Below are 20,089 nucleotides of genomic sequence, written 5' to 3'. Positions count from 1 at the left end.
CACGTCATGATCAAGGGTCTCGCCATCGCCACCGTCTGGGTGCTGGACCAGGACCGGGCCAAGGAGTTCTACACCGAGAAGCTGGGCCTCGAGGTGCGGACGGACATGACCATGGGCGAGGGCGGCATGCGCTGGCTCACCGTCGGGGCCGCGGACCAGCCCGACGTGGTGCTCACCCTCATGGTGCCCGGCCCGCCCGCGATGGACCCCGAGTCCGCCGAGGCCATGAAGAAGCTGGTCTCCAAGGGCATCCTCGGCGCGGGCGTGCTGGCGACCGACGACATCCACGGCGACTACGAGAAGCTCAAGGCACGCGGTGTGCAGTTCCTGCAGGAGCCGCAGGAGCGCCCGTACGGCACCGAGGCGATCTTCCGGGACGACTCCGGCAACTGGTTCTCCTTCACCCAGGCCCGCAAGGGTGACCTCGACCTGGACAAGGGCTGGGGATGCTGACGGTGGGCAGGGAAGGGAAGCAGACTCTGCATCGGCCCTCCTCCTCCCCGAAAGCGAGACGCCCATGCGCCACGAAGACGCCGCCCTGCCCGTAGGCGATGAGGACCGGCCGCGCGGCCCCGCCGCGGTACGGACCACCGCGACAGCGGCGGTGGCCCTCGCCGTCGCCGCGAGCGGACTGCTCGGCGGCTGCGCCGTCGTCCAGGAGCCGCCGCCCGCCTCCGGCGGCGCGCCACTGGAGGCGGCCGCTCACAGCGACAACGCGCCCGGGAAGGCCACGGAACACGCGCGGCGGATCGTCTCCCTGGTGAACGTGTACCGGAAGCGTGCCGGATGTGCGCCGCTGCGCATCGACGACCGGTTGCAGGCCGCGGCCCAGGCACACGCCGACGACATGGCCGCCCGCGGCTACTACGCGCACGAGAGCCCTGAGGGCCGCGACGGCGGCGACCGGATGAAGGCCTGGGGCTACGCGTGGAGCCGCTGGGCCGAGAACATCCACCGCGGCCCCGCGGGGCCCGCCGCGACCGTCGCCGGGTGGATGGGCAGCGCGGTCCACCGGGAGAACGTCATGGACTGCCGGCTCGAGTACACCGGCGTCGGCATCAGCCTCAAGGGCAACGGCCCCTGGTGGGTCCAGGAGTTCGCCACCCGAGACTGAGCGCACAAGGCCCCGGCTCGGCGGTACTGCCGTCGGGCGGACCGCAGGCGGTCGTGACAGCACGTCGGCCGGCGTGCCGTCAGGCCGGACCGGGAGGCGCGCCGCGTGTCGGACGGTCGTGCCGACAGCGGCAGCGTCGCCCAGACGTCTTGCCGCGAGGGGGAGCCGGGCACCATGACCACACGTCGCTCAACGCGCTGACCAGAACGAGCCGGTCATGTCACCGTGCAGGACGCGCTGTTCGACAGATGACGCAGGACGAGTATTGTCGAGCACGGCCCCGACGATGCAATTGCAGCTGGGATTGCACGCGTGGGCGGGGTGACCGGATCCGAGCGGCGAGGGGTTGGTGGGAGTGGAGTTCGTCAACGGCATGGGGGCCGGAGCGCTGACCGCGGTGACGTGGATCAAGAGCAGTCACAGCAACGCCACGGGAAACTGCGTGGAGTTGGCCGCCCTGCCGGGAGGCCGGATCGCCGTCCGCAACTCCCGCGACCCGCAGGGGCCCGCGCTCGTCTACACCCGCGACGAGATCGCCGCCTTCGTGGCAGGCGCCCGTGACGGCGACTTCGACGGGATGCTTGGCTGAAAATCGCAGCTTTCGGGATATCCGGTCCGTTGGTGCGCGCTGACATGTGCTGGGATACTGCCGCCTTCCCATAGTCTCCGCAGGAGTGTGTGATGACTGCCGCCGATCCGAGCGCGTCGTTGTTCGTTCGGCCGCTGGGGGCGGTCGAGAGCAACCCGACCGCCCTGAAGCTCATTCTGGGCGGCAAGTTGCGCGAACTGCGGACAAGCGCGGGTCTCGACCCCGCCGATGTGGACGGCAAGCTCGGCTTCTCCCGGTCGAAGACCAGTCGTATCGAACTGGGCCGGCACGGCTGCAAGCCCTCCGACGCGCTGGCCCTGCTGAGCCTCTACGGGGTGCAGGACGAGGACCAGGTCGCCGAGTTCATGCGCCTCGTGCAGCAGTCCCGCCGCTCGGACTGGTGGCGATCCTTCAGCGACGTCCTGTCGGACTTCTTCACGCCGCTCGTCGCCCTGGAGGGCGCCGCCGCCACGATCCGTACCTACGAGCCCTTCTACGTCCCCGGTCTGCTCCAGACGCCCGCGTACGCGCGCGCCGTCGTCCGGTCGGGGCCGGGACAGCCGCTCGCCCATGACGTTCAGCGCCGCGTCGATCTGCGGCAGGAGCGGCAGCGGCAGCTCGACCAGCCGGACGCGCCGCGTCTGTGGGCGGTCATCGACGAGTCCGTACTGATGCGCTCCGTCGGAGGCCCGCAGGTGATGCGCGAACAGCTGCGGCACCTCGTCGCGATGATGGAGCGCCCCCACGTCACCCTGCAGATCGCACCGCTCGACGTGACGGCCGCCGTGGGAGTGGGCACGGGCGTGAGTTATCTGCGCTTCGCGCTCCGTGACCTGAAGGACGCGGTGTACATCGAGCACCTCACGGACAGCACCTTCACGCAGAAGCCGGCGACCGTCGAGCAGTACCGCGACATGCTCGACCGGCTCTGCGCGTGCGCGCTCACGCCCAAGGAAACGCTGCAGACGCTCCAGGAGCGTCTGGCAGCGATGTGATCCTCGGCCGGGGGCCCGTCGGCCGGAGCCAGGCTCAGGCGAGCCGGCCCACGCCGCCCCACTCGATCCACTCGTCCGTCTGCTGGACGGGCGCCAGGTCGGTGTCGGGCCGCCAGGTGGAGACCTCCACCAGACCGGGCTCCAGAATCTCCATGCCGTCGAAGAACCGCCGGACCTCGTGCTCCTCGCGGACCCGGCCCCAGTTGCCGCCGGTCGCCTCGGCCATGTAGTCGGTGACGAAGGTACGGATCTCCGGACGGTCGCTCACCAGCTGACAGACCACCAGGCAGCTGCCGGGAACGAGCCGTTCGGCCACGCGGCGCACCAGCGCGCCGGGATCGTCCTCGTCCGGGATGCAGTGCAGCACCGAGACGAACAACGCGGCCACAGGCCGGCTGAAATCGATCAGCCGGGTCGTCTCCGCGTGGCCGAAGACGCCGTCGGTGTCGCGCATGTCGGCCTGGATGACGGCCGTGCGGTCGTTCTCGTCGAGCAGAGCCCGGCCGTGGGCGAGGACGATCGGGTCGTTGTCGACGTAGACGACGCGCGACTCGGGGGCGACGGCCTGGGCCACCTGGTGCACGTTGTCCTGGGTGGGCAGACCGGAACCGTGGTCGATGAACTGGCGGATGCCGTACTCGCTCGCCAGCAGACGCACCACCCGCCGCAGGAAGTTGCGGTTGTTGACGGCCAGGACCTTGGTGCTGGGGACCTGTCTCAACAGCTCTTCACAGGCGTCGCGATCCGACTGGTAGTTGTCGTCGCCCCCCAGGAAGTAGTCATACATACGTGCCACGCTGGGCACCTTGGTGTCGATGGCGTCCGGGCGCCACGACTCGCGTCGCATCCAGTCCTCACCCGCGTCTGTGGAAATCAGGCAGTGGGACGGACATGCTAGGGAGCGCACGCGCGGCGGTACAGATGAAGCGTCAAGTGACGCACTGTGCACGGTGCGTTTCGGCCACGGTCCGTCGGGACGGTGTACGTCACCGAAGGCGCTTGCGGGCCGGGCACGCCGGACGCCGGTCGGCGGTCAGCCCACGATGCGGACGTCCAGTTGCACGCACGCTTCCAAGGTGTTGTTGTCGCCGGTCACGTGGATGCTCACGTCGACGTTCTGACCGGCGAGCAGCGGGGGCGGGGCCATCTCGTACGCGACGGTGTAGAGCTCGCCGGCCGTCACGGCGCCGACCGCACCGCGTGTGTACGCGAACCGGCCGAACGTGCCCTCGGTCCGCACATGGAGCTCGGTGGCCGCGTGGGAGCGCGCCGGGCGGAAGTCGAGTTCGAACCGGGTCGTCTGTCCCACGTCGAGGGTCACCGGACCCGCGTCCGTCTCCGTGTGACCGGAGACACGGAAAGCGGAGACCTGGCCGCTCCCTCCGCACTCCTCGGCCGGGCCGACGGGACCGGCGTGGGCGGGGGCGGTGGACAGCATGACGAGGGCGAGCGCGCAGGCGGCGGCAGAGTAAGTGAGCTTCTTCACGCCCGCTCCAACGACGCGCCCACGTGACGGTCACCCGTCTGCGCCGTACGGGCTCCCGCCGGTGTGCAAATACACCCGAACGGAGCACGGCTCGCGTATCGACCCGTGATCGCGCGCCCGAAGCCCGGTGAGGCGGCGTGCCCGGACGGTCACGCGGTGTGCCGGCGCGGGGGCCGACGGCGAAGTGGCGCGGGCCCACCCCGTACACTCGGCCCCTGCTTCCGGCAGTACCTGAAGCCCGTGCCGTCGCACGGATCCGTGCCAGGGCGCGAGTCCAGGGCAACCGAACGAAGGGACCTATCGTGAGCTCCGCAGACAGGGCTGACGCACCGATCTACGACAGCCTGGTCGAAGAGCGGGGCGACGTCCCCGCGGATGTCCGGCAGACCGCCGAGGAGACGCTGCGCGAGGTGAGCCGCACGCTCGACTTCGAGCTGCAGGGCTTCGCCGCACGCGGCTAGCCGTCCCGGACGGCCAGGCCTCAGCGGTCCACGCCGACCACTGACGAGTAGAGCCGCAGCTCCGGGCCCAGGGCCGCCCCCTCGGCATGGGCGGGCAGGGGGCTGCCTCTCACCTGGACGGCGTTGCCGTGCACCCCGTGGCACGACCCCTCCAGGTCCAGCAGCTCCCCCTCGGCGAGCGGCACCGGGTCCGCCGGCTCGCCGGCACTGCCCGGTCCCGGTGACAACGCCTTTGCGGTCCGGCCGGTACCGCCGGGACGGCGCCGGATGTGCGCGCCTGTCCACGGCCGTGTCCCGCCGGATGCCGGCCCCGCGTCCCGGTGTCGCCACCTCGTCTTTCGTGGTGCACTTGAGGGAACGAGAGCCGGGCCGATGAAGACACCACGAGGACAGCACCACAGACGGAGCGGCGGGGCCGTCGCCGCCCTCGCCGCCGCTTCCCTCGCGCTCGGGCTCTTCGGCTGCTCGGACGGGGGCGACCGCCCAGAGCCGACCCGCTCGCCGACCTCCGCGGAGCAGCGCACCTCCTATTTCACCGGCCTGCCCGCCGAACTGGCCCCGGTGCTGGCCGTCAAGATCGACAACGTTCGCCCCGCACGCCCGCACACCGGGCTCGACGCGGCCGACCTCGTCTACGTCGAGCAGGTCGAGTCGGGCCTCAGTCGTATCCTCGCCGTGTTCTCGTCCCGGCTGCCGCCGCAGGTCGGCCCCGTGCGCAGCGCCCGCGAGTCGGACCTCGAACTGCTCCGCCAGTTCGGCCGGCCGGCGCTCGCCTACTCCGGCGCGCAGTCCGCGCTCGGACCGCTGATCGACGCGGCCCCCATCATCGCCCTTCCTCATGGCAGGGCGCCGGACGCGTACGTCCGCAGCAGCGACCGCCCGGCCCCGTACAACCTGTATCTGCTTCCCGGCAAGGTGCTCGCCGCGGCCCGTGGCGTGAGCGATGCCTCCGACATAGGGCTGCGCTTCGGCGCCGCCCCGGCGGACGGGCGGCCGACCGCGGAGCAGACGGTGCGCTACCCGTCGGCCCGGTACGCGTTCACGTGGTCCGCGGCAGAGAAGAGGTGGCTGGTGGCCATGGACGGGACAGCGGCCCGGACCACGGACGGGAAGCGGCTCGCCCCGGCGACGGTGGTCGTCCAGTACACCGAGGTCCGTCCCTCGAAGTTCCGCGACCGAGGGGGCAGCGTGTCCCCGTACACCGAGACGGTCGGCTCGGGCCGGGCACTCGTCCTGCGCGACGGCCGTGCCTTCGACGCCCGCTGGCAGCGCGATTCGGCGGCGGGCGACACGGTGTTCACCACCGCCGCGGGGGAGCGGCTGAACTTCGCCCGCGGCCAGGTGTGGATCCTCCTCACCTCCCGCTGACCCCGGCCGCGGTCAGCGTTCCAGCTCCTTGTGCGCGCTCTCCGGCAGCCTCAGGTACACGGCCGACGACACGAGGCACAGCACGGCGACGTACCAGGGGAACAGACCCGGACGATCCAGGTCCTTGAAGAGCGTGCCCACATAGGGGGCCGTGCCGCCGAAGACGGCGACCGTGAGCGAGTAGGGGAACCCGATGCCCGCGGCCCGCACCCGCGCCGGGAAGACCTCCGCGTTCACCGCCGCCGAGACGGCGGTGAAGCCGGTCAGCAGCACCATGCCCGCGCACTGCACCAGCAGCAGGGAGACGAACGAACCGTTCACCGCCTTCAGCAGCGGCACGCTCAGCAGCGCGAACCCCAGCCCGAAGAACAGCAGCGCCGGCTTGCGTCCGAAGCGGTCCGAGAGCAGCCCGCCGACCGGCTGCAACAGTGTGAAGAACGCCAGCGAGAGGGTGCCCGCGAGCAGGGCATCGGCCTTGTCCATCCCGGTGTTGAGCTCGGCGTACGTCGGCAGGTACGAGGTCCAGGTGTAGTACGCCAGGGTGCCGCCGGCCGTGATGCCGCAGATCAGCAGGGACTCGCGCGGATGGTGGCGCAGGGCGTCGAACAGCCCCGGCCGTGCGGCGTGCTGCTGTGCGGCGCTGCGGGTCTCGTGGGCGCTGCGCCTGATCCAGAAGCCGACGAGGCTGAGCAGCGCGCCCAGCACGAAGGGCACCCGCCAGCCCCAGCCCTCCATCTGTCCCTCGCCGAGCCGGCTCACCAGCAGCGCCGCGACACCGGATGCGGTGAGCTGGCCGATGGAGGTGGAGACATACTGGAATGACGAGAACAGCCCCCGCCGTCCCGGCCCGGCCGACTCGACGAGGAACGTCGTCGAGGCGGCGAACTCGCCGCCCACGGACAGGCCCTGGAGCAGCCGGGCCACGACCAGGACCACCGGGGCGACGATTCCCGCGGCCGCGTAGGTCGGTGTGAGGCCCACCAGCAGGCTGCTGCCGCCCATCAGCAGGATCGTGACCGTGAGCGCGGCGCGCCTGCCGTGCCGGTCGGCGACGGCGCCCATGAGCAGGCCGCCGACGGGACGCATGAAGAAGCCCACGGCGAAGACCGCGAAGGTGGACAGCAGCGGCACGAGCGAGTTGCCCGAGCTCCTGGGGAACACCTGGTCGGCGATGTACGCGGCGAGGAAGGTGTACGCGTACCAGTCGTACCACTCCACCGCGTTGCCGACCGAGGCCGCCAGCAGTTGCCTGAGCGGGCGCCGGGTGTGCGGGGCGGCGGTCCGGACGGAGGCGGATTCTGTCATGATCGCGACCATCCCCAGGCCGGCCCGCCGCTACACATGCCGCGAGCACACCGCGACGTGAGACGCCCGGCGGCGGCTCAGGACGGAGTCCATGATGCTCCGTCACATCACAACTGGCACTGATGTCTTGAATATCCGATCGCTTGACACGCTCATTTCATTTCGCCCACAACTCTCCCATGACGACCGAGACCACGGGTTGAGGGAGAGACGATGCATGGAAGACGTGCACGGCGCTGGCTGATCGTCAGCAGTGTCGTCGCGCTGGCCGCCACCGGCGTGCCGCAGCCGGCTTTTGCCGCACCACCCCCGGGCGACGAGCCGGGGCTCGTAGAGGGGTTCAGGAACTTACTCGGCCTGGACGAGGACGACACCGAGGCCGCCGAGCCGCCGGCACTTCCGGACACGGGTGTGCCACGCAATGATCGCCTGCCCAAGGGCAGGAACGCGGCGCCCGCGAAGCGGATCAAGGAACTCGAGGACAGGCGCACCCCCAACGCCCGCTACTGGCAGCTCTCCGACGGCCGGGTCCAGTCCGAGGTCTCCGCCGTCCCCACGCACTACCGGGCCGGCAAGGACTGGAAGGCCGTCGACACGGCCGTCAGGGCCGCGGGCCGCGAGGGCTTCACGCACGCCAACACCACCAACGTCGCCCGGACCTACTTCGGTGAACGTCCCGGCGAACTCGTCCGGTTCGAGCTCGACAAGGGGCACTGGGTCGCCATCGGCGTCAAGGGAGCGGCCGCCGGCCGGCTCACCCCCGAGGTCGACGGGTCCACCGTCACCTACAAGGACGCCCTGGGCCGCGGCACCGACCTCGCCTACACCGTCGGCAACGGCACCGTGAAGGAGGACATCGTCCTCGGCGGCGCCCCCTCCGCGGCGCCCGCCTACGAGTTCACCCTCACCACCCACGGCCTGACCGCCGAGCGGCGGGGGAACGGCTCCATCGCCCTCCACAGCGAGAGCTCCGGCCCCACGCGGCCCGAACTGGTCATCCCCGCGCCCTTCATGACGGACGCGAAGAAGGACCCGCAGGCCGCCTACGGAACCGCGAGCAGCGACCGCGTCGAGCAGAGGCTCACCGGCGGCGACGGCTCGTACACCCTCACCCTGCGCCCCGACGCGGCCTGGCTGAAGGCCCCGGAGCGGCGCTACCCGGTGGTGGTCGACCCCACGATCTCCATCGCGCCGACCTCCACCCAGTCCCAGGACGTCATGATCTCCTCGGACGGGCCGGCGTCGAACTACGACGGGAACTGGCGGCTGTCCGTCGGCAACACCAGCACCGGATCCTCGCGGGCCCTGCTGAAGTTCCCGCTCGGCGCGGTCCCGGCCGGTACCCGGCTGGACTCCGCGGACCTGAGGCTCTACTACGACCAGACCCACACCACGGGTGACACCGAGGTCCAGCTGGAGGCGCACCGCGCCACCGCCGCCTGGGACGAGACCACCGCCACCTGGAACAACGCCTCCGGCATCACCGGTGAGCTGTCCGGCACCTCCGTCCTGGTCGACGACGGCGACTCGGGTACCACGGCGGCCAAGGGCGCGTGGCCCGCCTCCGGGAACACCGCGTACACCCAGTACGCGGTGAACAAGGACTACCTCTACAACAAGGACGCGGTCGCCGGCGACACCTACACCTGGCAGCCGAACCTCCCCGAGGACGGCGACTACCAGGTCGAGGCGCACTACGTGCCCGCGTCCGACCGCGCCGCGAACGCCCCGTACACCGTCACCTACAACGGCGGCAGCAAGACCTACACGGTCGACCAGCGGGCCGGCAGCGGCGGCAGGTGGACGACGCTCGGCACCCACCTGTTCAAGGCGGGCACCGCCGGCAAGGTCGTCCTCGGTGACGGCCCCGCCTCCACGTCCACCGCCGTTCTCGCCGACGCGCTGCGCTTCACCAAGGGCGGCGTGGTCACCAAGAAGCCCGGCACCTCGAACACCTGGCACTCCTTCAGCGTGACCAAGACCGTCCAGTCCTGGATCAACGGCACGAACACCAACCACGGCTTCGTCGTCAAGGCCGGTGACGAGAGCGCGAACGGGCCCAGGGGCGGACCGCGATACGAGGCGGCGGAGTACGCCTACAAGGGCGAGGTCGCCAACTACCCGAAGCTCGTGCTCACCTGGGGCCGCCCGGGCGTCACCCTCGACGCCCCCGAGGTCATCCGGGCCACCGGCGCCGAGCTGAAGTGGTCCGCCTACCAGGACCAGGACCCGGTCGCCACCGGCGACGACATCGTCGAGTACCAGGTCCACCGCAGCGTCTTCCAGACGTTCAAGCCGTCGTCTCAGACGCTCGTCGCACCGGTCCCCGCCGGCACGACCACGTTCGCCGACACCACGGCGACCCCGACCCCCGCCGACTCGGCCGACTCCTTCGGCAACGTCTTCTACTACATGGTCGCGGTGAAGACCCGGGACGGCGAGATCATCCCGGCGCCCACCCAGATCGTCCGCCTCCCCAAGGCGGGCCGCACCACCGTGGTCCTCCAGGGCAGCGCGGCCGACACCACCCTGTCCTCCGCTCAGGCCGGCACCGGGCACGACACCGTCGCCGACGGCGGCATCGCCCACCCGTGGCTGTCCGTCGGCAACAACTCCGGCACCTACGGCACGACGCGTGCACTGCTGAAGTTCCCGGCGCTCAGCCAGGTGCCCACCACCTCGCGCGTGCTGGAGGCCCAGCTCGACCTGTGGGGCACCACGACCACGACCGGCAGCGCCGGCGCCGTGTACGAACTCCACGCTCTGAACCGGGACTTCGACGAGAGCACGGCGTCCTGGAACAACGCGACGGCCACCACACCGTGGACCGCGCCGGGCGGTGACATCGACACGGCCGTCGCCGACACCGTCTCGACCGTCACCAACGACCCGGCCCGCCAGTCCTGGTACGTGACCTCGCTCGCCCAGTCCTGGGTCACCACCCCTGCCGCCAACAAGGGCGTCGCCGTCAAGCTCAAGGACGAGTCCACGGCCGGCCCGCAGGAACGGACGATCTTCCTCTCCTCGGAGGCGGAGGAACCACAGCTGCGCCCGCAGCTCGTGGTCACCTACATCGACAAGTCGACCGACTCGACGTACTTCGCCCCGGACACCCCGGCGCGGATGATCCCCGGCGACCAGTACACCGTCGACGTCACCCTCACCAACACCACCACCGGCACCTGGAAGGCCGCCGACCAGGTGCTCTCCTACACCTGGTCCCTGCCCGACGGCACCGACGCCACCACGGGCGGCAACCAGCTCCGGACGGCTCTGCCCGAGGACGTCCTCCCCGGCGAGACGATCACCGTCAAGGCCGCCCTGAAGGCCCCGATCAACTCGGACTCAGGAAACAAGCGCCTGGAGTACGTGCTCAAGTGGGACCTGCTGAACCAGACGGCGGGCACGTGGCTGTCGGCCACCGAGTCCATCCCCGCCCTCACGCAGAACGTACGCGTGGAGGACCCGACCTCCGACCAGCTGGGTCTGGAGAAGTTCTACGCCTACACGGGCAAGAACACCGGCGCCGGCTCGTCGCTGATGAACAACCTGTACGCGGGCAACACGGTCTGGCAGTACAACGCCTTCACCAACCCCGGCCGCGGCCTCGCCACCTTCGCGCGCTTCGCGTACAACAGCCAGGACACCTCCGACACCGTCCTCGGCCACGGCTGGTCCGCACAGGCGGCGATGCCGCTGCGGCTCGGCGCGGCCCTCGACTTCCACCCCAACCCGAACCCGCGCGAGGTGACGCTGCCCGACGGCGACGGCACCGCGCACATCTTCCGCAAGCAGGACGACGGGACGTGGAAGGCCCCGGCCGGTGTGCACTACCTGCTCCGGCAGGGAGCCGGCGCCGACTGCACCCCGAACAAGGACGGTGACCCGCAGGCCTGGTCCCTCACGCGCCCGGACCGCACCCAGTTCTTCTTCGACTGCGACGGCTACCTGACGTCCGTCACGGACAAGAACGGCAACACGCAGACCTACATCTACGAAGAGCGCAAGTCCAACAACAAGCCGGTGAAGTTCCTCCGGTACATCACCGACCCGGCCGGCCGGCAGACGCTCACCGTCGACTACTGGACGAAGGCCGACACCAGCAGCCCGAAGATCATCGACCACGTCAGGTCGATGACCGACGTCTCCGGGCGCAAGCTGACCTTCGACTACTCCGACAAGGGGCTGCTCACCAAGCTCACCGACGGCGCGGGCTCCGCCCAGCCGAAGGTGTTCGCCTTCGCGTACGACGCGACCCAGGGCAACAAGAACGTCAAGCTCGTCAAGGTCACCGACCCCCGCGGCAACGCCACCTCGCTCGACTACTACTACCCGAACGAGGGCGACGACCCGAAGTTCCACTGGAACACGCAGACCATCACCGACCGCCTCGGCGGCACCACCGGATTCGTCTACACCGATCCGGACGGCACGGCGGGCTCGTTCATCGAGACCAAGGTGACGGACGCCGAGAACCACACCACGACCCAGTCGATCGACGGCTACGGACGCGTCAACCGCATCACCAACGCCAAGGCGGAGACGACGAAGTTCGCGTGGGACGCCGACAACAACGTCACACGTCTCGAAGAGGCCAACGGAGCCGTCACCACCTGGTCCTACGATCCGAAGACCGGCTACCCGCTGGAGCACAAGGACGCCGAGGCCAACAAGAACGGCACCGCCGGCCGCACCTTCGTCTACGCGACCGGCCTCGACGGTCACATCGCCGACCTGTTCCAGAAGAAGTCACCCGAAGGCCGCACCTGGCAGTTCGGCTACGACGCGCTCGGCAACCTGACGTCGACGACCGACCCCAAGGGCGTCGCCACGCCCACGGCCGGCGACTACACCTCCACGTCCCAGTACGACGCGTACGGACAGGTGACCAGGTCGACCGACGCCAACGGGCACGCCACCGTCTACAGCGGGTTCGGCCCCACCGGCTACCCGTCGACGATCACCGATCCGCTGACCAACCCGTCGACGTTCGACTACGACGCGCGCGGCAACGTGCTCAAGGTGATCAACGCCAAGGGCGCGCAGGTCACCCAGAGCTACGACACCTTCGGCAGGCCGCTCGAGAAGAAGGAGCCCAAGGACCAGGCCGCCGGCGTGTTCATCACGACTCCGGCGCCCGTCTACGACGCCAATGACAACATCACCCGGGCGACCGGGCCGAACGGCACGGCCACCACGTCCGTCTTCGACGAGGCCGACCAGCTGACCGAGTCGACGGCGCCGGGCGACCTGACCACGGACCCGGTCCGCAGGACCACGACGACCTACGACAAGGTCGGCAACGTCCTCACGGTCACCGACCCGAAGGGCAACGCGACCGCGACCGCGGGCGACTACACCACCACGACCGCGTACGACGCGATCTACCAGCCGGTCCGGGTCACCGACGCGGCGGGCGGCACGGTCACGTCGGAGTACGACAAGGTCGGCAACCTGACCAGGCTGGTCGACCCGCGGAAGAACGAGACCGCGGACGCGACCGACTACACCAGCCTGTTCGAGTACGACCTGAACCACCGCGTGGTGAGGACGACCGACGCCATCGGGAAGTTCACCACCGCCCGCTACGACAGGGACGGCCTCACCGTCGGCCAGACCGACGCCGAGGGCAACGAGACGCTCGCCGTGTACGACGAGCGCGGCGCCCTGGTCGAGTCCAGGCTGCCGGTCGGCAAGGACGGATCGGGGACCGTCTCGTACCGCACGACCAGGTACGAGTACGACCAGGTCGGCAACCGGACCAAGACGATCACCCCGCGCGGTGTCGCCACCACCGACGACGCGACGGACCACACCTCCGAGACCGTCTACGACGAGCTGAACCGGGTGAAGGAGGAGCGCTCGCCCTTCGACAAGGACGACGCCCGCTACAACACCCCCGACTCGACGTTCTACTTCTACGACACCGTCGGCAACCTCAGCTCCGTGTCGGCACCGCCGTCGGACGGCCAGACGGTCCGCAACGTCACCGAGTACAGCTACTACGACAACGGCTGGACCAGGACGTCGAAGGACCCGTGGGACATCACCACGTCCTACGACTACAACGAGCTCGGCCAGCAGACCAGGAACACCCTCACCTCCGCGGGCGGTTCCCAGCAGCGCACGATGACCTGGGACTACTACCCGTCGGGCAACCAGAAGGCGCGCTCCGACGACGGCGTCCCCGTCGGCAGGCACGTCGTGCTCGTCGACAGCTCCGACTTCAACAACACGGCGACCCAGGGCAACTGGAGCCGCACGCAGGCGGAGCAGCAGTACGGGTACGACACCTACTCCCACCCGGCCGGCACCGGCGCCGACCGGTTCAACTGGCAGCTCAACATCCCGCAGAACGGCACCTACGAGGTCTTCGTACGCCACCCCAAGGTGACCGGCGCGGCGAGCGACGCCAGGTTCACGGTCGACCACAACGGCGGCAGCACCACCAGGACCGTCGACCAGACCCGTGACACCGGCACCTGGATCTCACTGGGCAGTTACTCCTTCGTCGAGGACGGCCCGCAGAAGGTCAGCCTGTCCGACCAGGCGAACGGCACGGTCCTCGCCGACAGTGTGAAGCTCGTCCGGTCCAACGCGGGCGAGAGCGACAACGAGAAGAAGGACTTCACCTACGCCTACGACGCAAACGGCTTCATGGTGGAGGTGAAGGACAACTCGCCGGGCGCGAAGATCGACACCTACAAGATCGCGTACGACGGTCTCAACCGGATCGCCAAGGTCGAGGAGCTTGCCACCGGCACGGTGAAGAACACCACCGCCCTCACCTACGACGAGAACGGCAACCCGCTCACCTCGACCCACGACCTGACCTGGTCGAAGATCGACTACGACACCAGGGGCCTGGTCTCCAAGGTCACCAACGCCGATTCGCCGACCGCCGGCAATCAGCAGATCACCACGATGACCTACACCGCCCGCGGGCAGCTGCTGAAGCAGACAAAGCCCAACGGCAACACGCTCGACCTGACCTACTACCTCGACGGTTCGGTCAAGCAGTCCGTCGAGAAGAAGTCCGGCGGCACGGTCGTCGCCCAGCACGACCTCGAGTACTCGCCCAACGGGCACCGCTCCAAGGACGTGCTCAAGCTGATGAACGCCGACGACAACGCGGCGTACATCAACAACACCTACACCTTCGACTACGACCCCCAGGACCGCATCGCCCAGGTCACCAAGGCCGGTGACAGCCCCGGCACCGAGAAGTACACCTACGACCGCAACAGCAACGTCGTCGAGCAGACGGTCAGCGACCTGACCACGACCCACCGCTACGACCGCAACCGGCTGCTGTCCTCGTCCGCCGGCGGGGTGACCTCCACCTACAACTACGACCCGCTGGGCCGGCTCGACACGGTCAGCACCGGCGGCGAGACCACACAGAAGAACTACTACGACGGCTTCGACCGCACGGTGAAGACCCGTGCCGGCACCGGCGCCGCCGCGGTGACGACCGCTTACGTCTTCGACCCGTTCGACCGGACCGTCTCCCAGACGACCTCCGGCGCGGAGTCGAAGACCACGGCGTTCACCTACCTCGGCATGGACAACCAGGTCCTGCGCGAGGAGCTGAACGGCAAGCCCGACACGGACTACCAGTACCTGGCGGGCGGCCAGCGTGCCACCCAGATCAAGCACAAGGACGGCGGCACGAAGGAGTACTCCCACTACGTCACGAGCCCCCGCGGGGACGTCGAGGCCATCACGAAGGAGGACGGCAACACCCGCGCCACGTACGGCTACACCGCGTACGGTTCGGACGACACGTCGCAGATGACCGGGGCGGACAAGCCGGACACCGCCGACCCCGACAAGGACGCGTACAACGCCTTCCGCTTCAACTCGTCCCGCTGGGACAAGGCGTCGGGCACGTACGACATGGGCTTCCGCAACTACGACCCGGGGCTGAACCGCTTCCTGACCCGCGACTCGTACGGCGGCGCCCTGGCCGACATGGCCCTGGCCACCGACCCGTTCACCGGCAACAGGTACGCCTTCGCGGGCGGCAACCCGATCAGCTTCGTCGAACTCGACGGACACCTCTTCGGGCTCTCGCTCTCGGACATCGGCCACGCCGCACTCGACGTGGTCGGCCTGATCCCGGTCGTGGGCGAGGTCGCGGACGTCGCCAACGGCATCTGGTACGCGGCCGAGGGCAACTACGTCGACGCCGCACTGTCCCTGAGCTCGGCGATCCCGCTGGTGGGCTACGGCGCCAGCGCGGTCAAGGCCGGCAAGTACGCCGCCAAGGGCGCCGAAGCGCTCGACACGGCCAACGACGTCCGCAAGGCCGAGGACAAGGTCGACGACGTGGCCGACGCCGCGACGCCGCCGAAGCCCAAGGCCGACGAACCCGAGGCCCCGGCGAAGCCCAAGGACGAGCCGGAACCGACCACCTGCCCGAACAGCTTCGTGCCCGGCACCAAGGTCGTCCTCGCGGACGGCAGTCTCAAGGACATCGAGGCGCTGAACGTCGGCGACCAGGTGGTGGCCACCGACCCCGAGACCGGGGACACCCGGCCCCGTACGGTCACCGACACCCGTGACCACCGGAGCGGAAAGGACCTCGTCACCCTCACCGTCGACCCCGACGGCGAGGACGGCGCCGCCAAGCCGGGCAAGATCACGTCGACCGCGTCGCACCTGTTCTGGCTGCCGGACTACGGCACCTGGGACGAGGCGGCCGACCTCGAGTCCGGAATGTGGCTGCAGACCGCGTCCGGTACCTGGGTGCAGATCACCGCGGTGGACACCTCCCACCGCACGGAACGCGTCCACAACCTCACCGTCGAGGGCGTCCACACGTACTACGTGGTGGCCGGTGGCACGTCCGTCCTGGTCCACAACTGCGGACCCGACGCCGAGGACGTGGCCAACTGGGTCGACGAGGGCGGCGATCTGCGCGCGACGCCCCCGAGGCCCGGCATGCCGCCGAACGCCTACAACTACCAGTCCGGCGTGGCCGGGGCCCGCTCCAACCCGGCGACGGGACGGGGCATGGCACCGCAGCTGGAGATGCCGGGAGCCGACGGCATCCCGGTGACGGCGAAGTTCGACGGTGTCAACGGCAACGAGATCATCGACCGGAAGCTGAATCCCCGATTCACCGAGAAAGCGGTGGACCAGGCGCGCCGCCAGGCGGCCACCGCCGTCTACAACGGCCTGCAAGCCGTATGGGAGTTGCCCACCGCCGACGCGGTGGCGGCTGCGAACCGGTTCATGACCTACGCTGGCATCACCACCATCACCGTCCGAATGGCGCCCTAGGTGAATCCGGAACCCCTTGTGAACGCGATCATCACCGCGATGATGCTGATGGAGCATTGCGGACCCGAAGAGATCGACCCCGACACGGCTGTGCGCGGCCTGGAGAACATGGGCTACGAACTGCTCCAGCTGACGGGTGACGACCGAGCCGAGTTCCTGGCGCTCCTGGAGAGGATGGCGGCAGCGGCGGACGATCCGCACACCGCCGCGTTCATCCGCTCGGTTCCCTTCGGCATCGGGATGACCGAAGAGCCCGGCACCACCTGACGGCTGTCCGTCGGACACGTGCGCCCGGCCGGGGTACCCCCGGCCGGGCGCACTGCTGTGGGGGCGGCCGCCGTCCGCCGGCGCGCCACCCCGGCCGCTCGGGCCGTGCGGCGGCCATCCCGCCGTTCGTCTGCGTCGCTGCCCGGCCCGCGGCCCTCTCGCTGATGTGATGGCCTGCGTACGAGCGGCGCTTGCACGGAGGTGGCCTTTTGTCGGCACGGCACGAGGGGCAGGGGCGGGTGCGGGCACGGCTGGCGGCGATCGAGCGGGCCCTCGACGTCATCGGCACCGCACTCGACGAGCAGACCGTCTGCGCGGAGCTCGCCCAGTTCCTGTGCCCCTCCCTGTGCGAGGCCGCCGCCGTCGACCTCCTCCCCGAGGACGTCGCCACGGACCGGCCGCACGCGCACGGCCCGCCGACCCGCACCTGCGCACGCGGCCGCGACGACCTCCTGGACGCCGGGGCCGACGCCGCCGCGCAGTCGGTGGCAGCACTGGACGAGGGCCACGCCATCCGCACGGTCACCACCCTCACGGGCGGCCGGCCCGTCACCCACCTGCACGTACCGCTCCTCGCCCACGGCCGCGCCTACGGCGTCCTCCTCGCCGCCCGGCCGGGCGAGGGCTTCACCGACGACGAGACCGCGACACTCCACTACGCGGCCCGCCTCGCCGCCGTCCTCATCGGCCACGCGCGCGCCCACGCCTCCGTCCGCAGCACCGCGCTCAACCTCCAGCGCGCGCTGCTCGCCGAACCCGGCAGACCGCACCCCAACCTGGAGGTCGCCACCCGCTACCTGCCCTCCGGAAGCAGCACCCTGGTGGGTGGCGACTGGTTCGAGACCGTGCGCCTCCACTACGGGCGCACCCTGCTCGTCGTCGGGGACGTGATGGGCCACGGTCTCGACGCGGCCGTCGACATGAACGCCTACCGCTCCGCCCTGCGTTACGTCGCCTCCGCGGACCTGCCACCGCACCGGGTGCTGCGCCAGCTCGACGAGACCGTGGCCACGAACGCCAGCCGCCGCCCGGCCACCTGCCTGCTCATTCGCGTCGATCCGGCTCGGCGCGTGGCCGCGTTCGCCAGCGCCGGCCATCTGCCGCCCGTCCTGTTCGGCGCCGGCAACGCAGCCGAGGTCGTGCCCGTGCCGGTCGGCCCGCCGCTCGGCACGGGTCTGGGCGGATACGAACTCATCACGCGCACCATGGCTCCGTCGCAGACCCTGCTGCTGTTCACCGACGGCCTCGTCGAGCGCAGGGGAGAGGACATCGACGTCTCGCTGGCGCGGCTCGCCGGACGGTGGCTGCGGCCCGGCGCCGGTGTCGAGGAACTGCTCGACACGGTCGTCGACCGCTTCGACGCCCAGCACGCCGAGGACGACGTCGCGGTCCTCGCCGCCCGCATCCGCCGCCGCCCCCACCCCGAGGCCCACGAGTCCGTGACGCAACCGCCGCCGGACACGACCTGAGCCGCGACCGCGCCACCCGCCGGCGTGCGGAGTATGGGACACGACCTCCACATCACCCGGCGCGAACCCTGGTTCGAGGACAGCGGCCCGGAGATCACGGTGGAGGAGTGGAGAGACGGCCGTGGCCGCCGATCCCGGACTCGTCGTGCTGCCTGACCGCCGGCGCGAGGACGCGCGGCCCCTACGCCCTCGGCAGTCGCCGTACCGACGGGATCGCCAGCAGCACGCCCACCGCCAGCGTCCCGAGCACCACGCCGCCCAGCAGGACCTGCCGGGTGCCGAGGGCCTCGGAGGCGGGACCGGCGAGCGCCCTGCCCGCCGCCAGCATCAGCAGCGAACCGGCCACGTCATAGGCGTGCAGACGGTTCAGGGCCTGTTGGGGCACATGCGTCTGCACCGCCGTCGACCACATGACGAGCCAGTACGCGAAGGCCGTTCCGACCACGAACTGGCCGACGCCCAGCGCGACCACGGACACGTCGGACGCCAGCAGGGCGAGGTTCACCGGGACCCCGATCAGGGCCACCGCACCCGTCGCGAGCGGACGCGCGGGACGCGACCGCAGCGCCAGCAGACCGCCGACCGCGCTGCCCGCCCCGTTCACCGCCATCAGCAGCCCGTACGAGGCCGAGCCGTGCCGGTCCGTCACCAGCGCCGCCGTGAGCGGCAGCATCGGTCCGAGGACGGTCAGCCCGTACACCGTCCAGACCGCGATCACCTGCCACAGCCAGCTGCGAGCCCTGAACTCGCGCCATCCGTCCGCCAGTTCCGCCATCATCGAACCGCGCCGAACCTGGTCGCCCGGCAGAGGAACCATCCGCATCAGCGCCAGGCACACGGCGCTGACACCGAACGTCGCCGCGTTCGCCCCGAAGACGGCCCCCGCGCCCGCCAGCGCGACGACCAGCCCGGCGAACGCGGGCCCGGCCATCGTCATCAGCGCCTCAATGACCCTCAGGACGGCGTTCGCACGCTGGACGTCCGCCGATATCCGCGGGATCGTGCTCGCCACCCCCGGCTGGAAGAGGGCGGCGCCGACGCCGCTGACCGCGCTGAGCGCGTACACCGACCACAGGGGCGGACTGCCCGCGGCGAACAGCACGGCGAGTGTCGAGGCGCCGGCGAGCCGGAGCACATCGGCGATGATCATCATGTGGCGGGCCGTGAACCGGTCCGCCAGCACCCCGCCGAAGAGCACGAGGAGCGCGAACGGCCCCATCCACGAGCCCAGCGCATACCCGACGGAGGACGCGGGACGGCCCGCGCCGAGCAGGCCCGCGGCGAGGGCCACGGGCACCATCCCGTCACCGAAGACGGCGACGGAACGCGCCACGAAGAAGAGCCGGAAGTTGCGGTTCCACAGGCCGGGCGGTTCGGTCGCCGCCGCCCGACCGTGGGCGCCGGCCGTCGCTGGAGAGGCGGGAACCTGCCGGCCCGCCGGAATCTTTTCCGTCACGGATGTGACATGTATCAGGCGAGAGGTCTGGACCACCAGGGGTTTTCACGGCCCGGGGCAAGCGCTTGCGCGCGGGCCGCGCGAACTCGCGGCCGCCGGAGCCGCGTGGGAAGCGGGGCGGGGCGAGGGGGCGCTGCCCCGGGCCAGGACATCGGGCGCGCCATCGCGGACTCGGGCATCGACACGCTGCTCGCCCGACTGCCCGACTGCCCGACGTCCGGCTCGCGTCACCGACGGCCGGTTGGAGTACGGGGACGGGGGAACCCGGGGGACCCGGGGACGGGAAGCCCA

General features: G+C 70.4%; 14 protein-coding genes. 9 read left to right on the top strand and 5 right to left on the bottom strand.

Annotation, left to right across the window (positions count from 1 at the left end; translation table 11 throughout):
- Nucleotides 1-6: 6 nt before the first annotated feature.
- The 4 genes from QFZ82_RS04390 to QFZ82_RS04375 all read left to right on the top strand — a co-directional run bounded on the left by QFZ82_RS04390 (nucleotide 7) and on the right by QFZ82_RS04375 (nucleotide 2,698).
- Entirely contained in the window at nucleotides 7-453 is a 447-nt protein-coding gene (locus tag QFZ82_RS04390; RefSeq protein WP_307711858.1) for a VOC family protein, read from the top strand.
- A gap of 64 nt (nucleotides 454-517) precedes the next feature.
- Nucleotides 518-1,114, top strand: a complete 597-nt coding sequence (locus tag QFZ82_RS04385; protein ID WP_307711857.1) for a CAP domain-containing protein — start codon at nucleotides 518-520, stop codon at nucleotides 1,112-1,114.
- A 373-nt stretch (nucleotides 1,115-1,487) separates the two neighbouring features.
- A complete protein-coding gene (locus QFZ82_RS04380; protein WP_373429397.1) occupies nucleotides 1,488-1,703 on the top strand; it encodes a DUF397 domain-containing protein in 216 nt (71 codons plus the stop codon).
- A gap of 92 nt (nucleotides 1,704-1,795) precedes the next feature.
- Entirely contained in the window at nucleotides 1,796-2,698 is a 903-nt protein-coding gene (locus QFZ82_RS04375; protein ID WP_307711855.1) for a helix-turn-helix transcriptional regulator, read from the top strand.
- A gap of 34 nt (nucleotides 2,699-2,732) precedes the next feature.
- Here QFZ82_RS04375 and QFZ82_RS04370 read toward each other — a convergent pair whose 3' ends face one another.
- Together QFZ82_RS04370 and QFZ82_RS04365 are read right to left on the bottom strand one after the other, a co-directional pair.
- Entirely contained in the window at nucleotides 2,733-3,545 is an 813-nt protein-coding gene (locus QFZ82_RS04370; protein ID WP_307711854.1) for an SAM-dependent methyltransferase, read from the bottom strand.
- A gap of 186 nt (nucleotides 3,546-3,731) precedes the next feature.
- A complete protein-coding gene (locus QFZ82_RS04365; RefSeq protein ID WP_307711853.1) occupies nucleotides 3,732-4,184 on the bottom strand; it encodes a hypothetical protein in 453 nt (150 codons plus the stop codon).
- 302 nt (nucleotides 4,185-4,486) lie between these two features.
- On the opposite strand from QFZ82_RS04365, the gene QFZ82_RS04360 reads away from it, so the two are divergent.
- Nucleotides 4,487-4,645 (top strand): hypothetical protein, encoded by a 159-nt coding sequence (locus QFZ82_RS04360; RefSeq protein ID WP_177151492.1) that lies wholly within the window; start codon nucleotides 4,487-4,489, stop codon nucleotides 4,643-4,645.
- Nucleotides 4,646-4,665: 20 nt separating this feature from the next.
- On the opposite strand, the gene QFZ82_RS04355 is transcribed toward QFZ82_RS04360, so the two are convergent.
- The gene (locus tag QFZ82_RS04355; RefSeq protein WP_307711852.1) at nucleotides 4,666-4,872 is read right to left on the bottom strand and encodes a hypothetical protein; all 207 of its coding nucleotides are present in this window, start codon (nucleotides 4,870-4,872) and stop codon (nucleotides 4,666-4,668) included.
- Nucleotides 4,873-5,017: 145 nt separating this feature from the next.
- Here QFZ82_RS04355 and QFZ82_RS04350 point away from each other — a divergent pair, with 145 nt between their 5' ends.
- On the top strand, nucleotides 5,018-6,013 hold the full coding sequence (locus QFZ82_RS04350; protein ID WP_307711851.1) for a DUF3048 domain-containing protein: 996 nt from the start codon (nucleotides 5,018-5,020) through the stop codon (nucleotides 6,011-6,013).
- Nucleotides 6,014-6,025: 12 nt separating this feature from the next.
- Here the strand turns inward: QFZ82_RS04350 and QFZ82_RS04345 are convergent, their stop codons facing one another.
- Nucleotides 6,026-7,330 carry an MFS transporter gene (locus QFZ82_RS04345; RefSeq protein WP_373429229.1) on the bottom strand — a complete coding sequence of 435 codons (1,305 nt, stop codon included), beginning with the start codon at nucleotides 7,328-7,330 and terminating at the stop codon, nucleotides 6,026-6,028.
- Nucleotides 7,331-7,531: 201 nt separating this feature from the next.
- On the opposite strand from QFZ82_RS04345, the gene QFZ82_RS04340 reads away from it, so the two are divergent.
- From QFZ82_RS04340 to QFZ82_RS04330, 3 genes are all read left to right on the top strand, one after another.
- Complete coding sequence (locus QFZ82_RS04340; RefSeq protein WP_307711849.1) at nucleotides 7,532-16,606, top strand: DNRLRE domain-containing protein; 9,075 nt, start codon at nucleotides 7,532-7,534, stop codon at nucleotides 16,604-16,606.
- The gene (locus QFZ82_RS04335) at nucleotides 16,607-16,873 is read left to right on the top strand and encodes a hypothetical protein (protein ID WP_307711848.1); all 267 of its coding nucleotides are present in this window, start codon (nucleotides 16,607-16,609) and stop codon (nucleotides 16,871-16,873) included.
- Nucleotides 16,874-17,082: 209 nt separating this feature from the next.
- Nucleotides 17,083-18,342 carry a PP2C family protein-serine/threonine phosphatase gene (locus tag QFZ82_RS04330; RefSeq protein WP_307711847.1) on the top strand — a complete coding sequence of 420 codons (1,260 nt, stop codon included), beginning with the start codon at nucleotides 17,083-17,085 and terminating at the stop codon, nucleotides 18,340-18,342.
- Between the two features lie 181 nt (nucleotides 18,343-18,523).
- Here QFZ82_RS04330 and QFZ82_RS04325 read toward each other — a convergent pair whose 3' ends face one another.
- Complete coding sequence (locus QFZ82_RS04325) at nucleotides 18,524-19,798, bottom strand: MFS transporter (protein WP_307711846.1); 1,275 nt, start codon at nucleotides 19,796-19,798, stop codon at nucleotides 18,524-18,526.
- Between the last annotated feature and the right edge of the window lie 291 nt (nucleotides 19,799-20,089).

The sequence above is a fragment of the Streptomyces sp. V4I23 genome (genome assembly GCF_030817975.1).
Lineage (GTDB): Bacteria > Actinomycetota > Actinomycetes > Streptomycetales > Streptomycetaceae > Streptomyces.
This window is presented reverse-complemented; position numbering and strand designations above follow the sequence as displayed.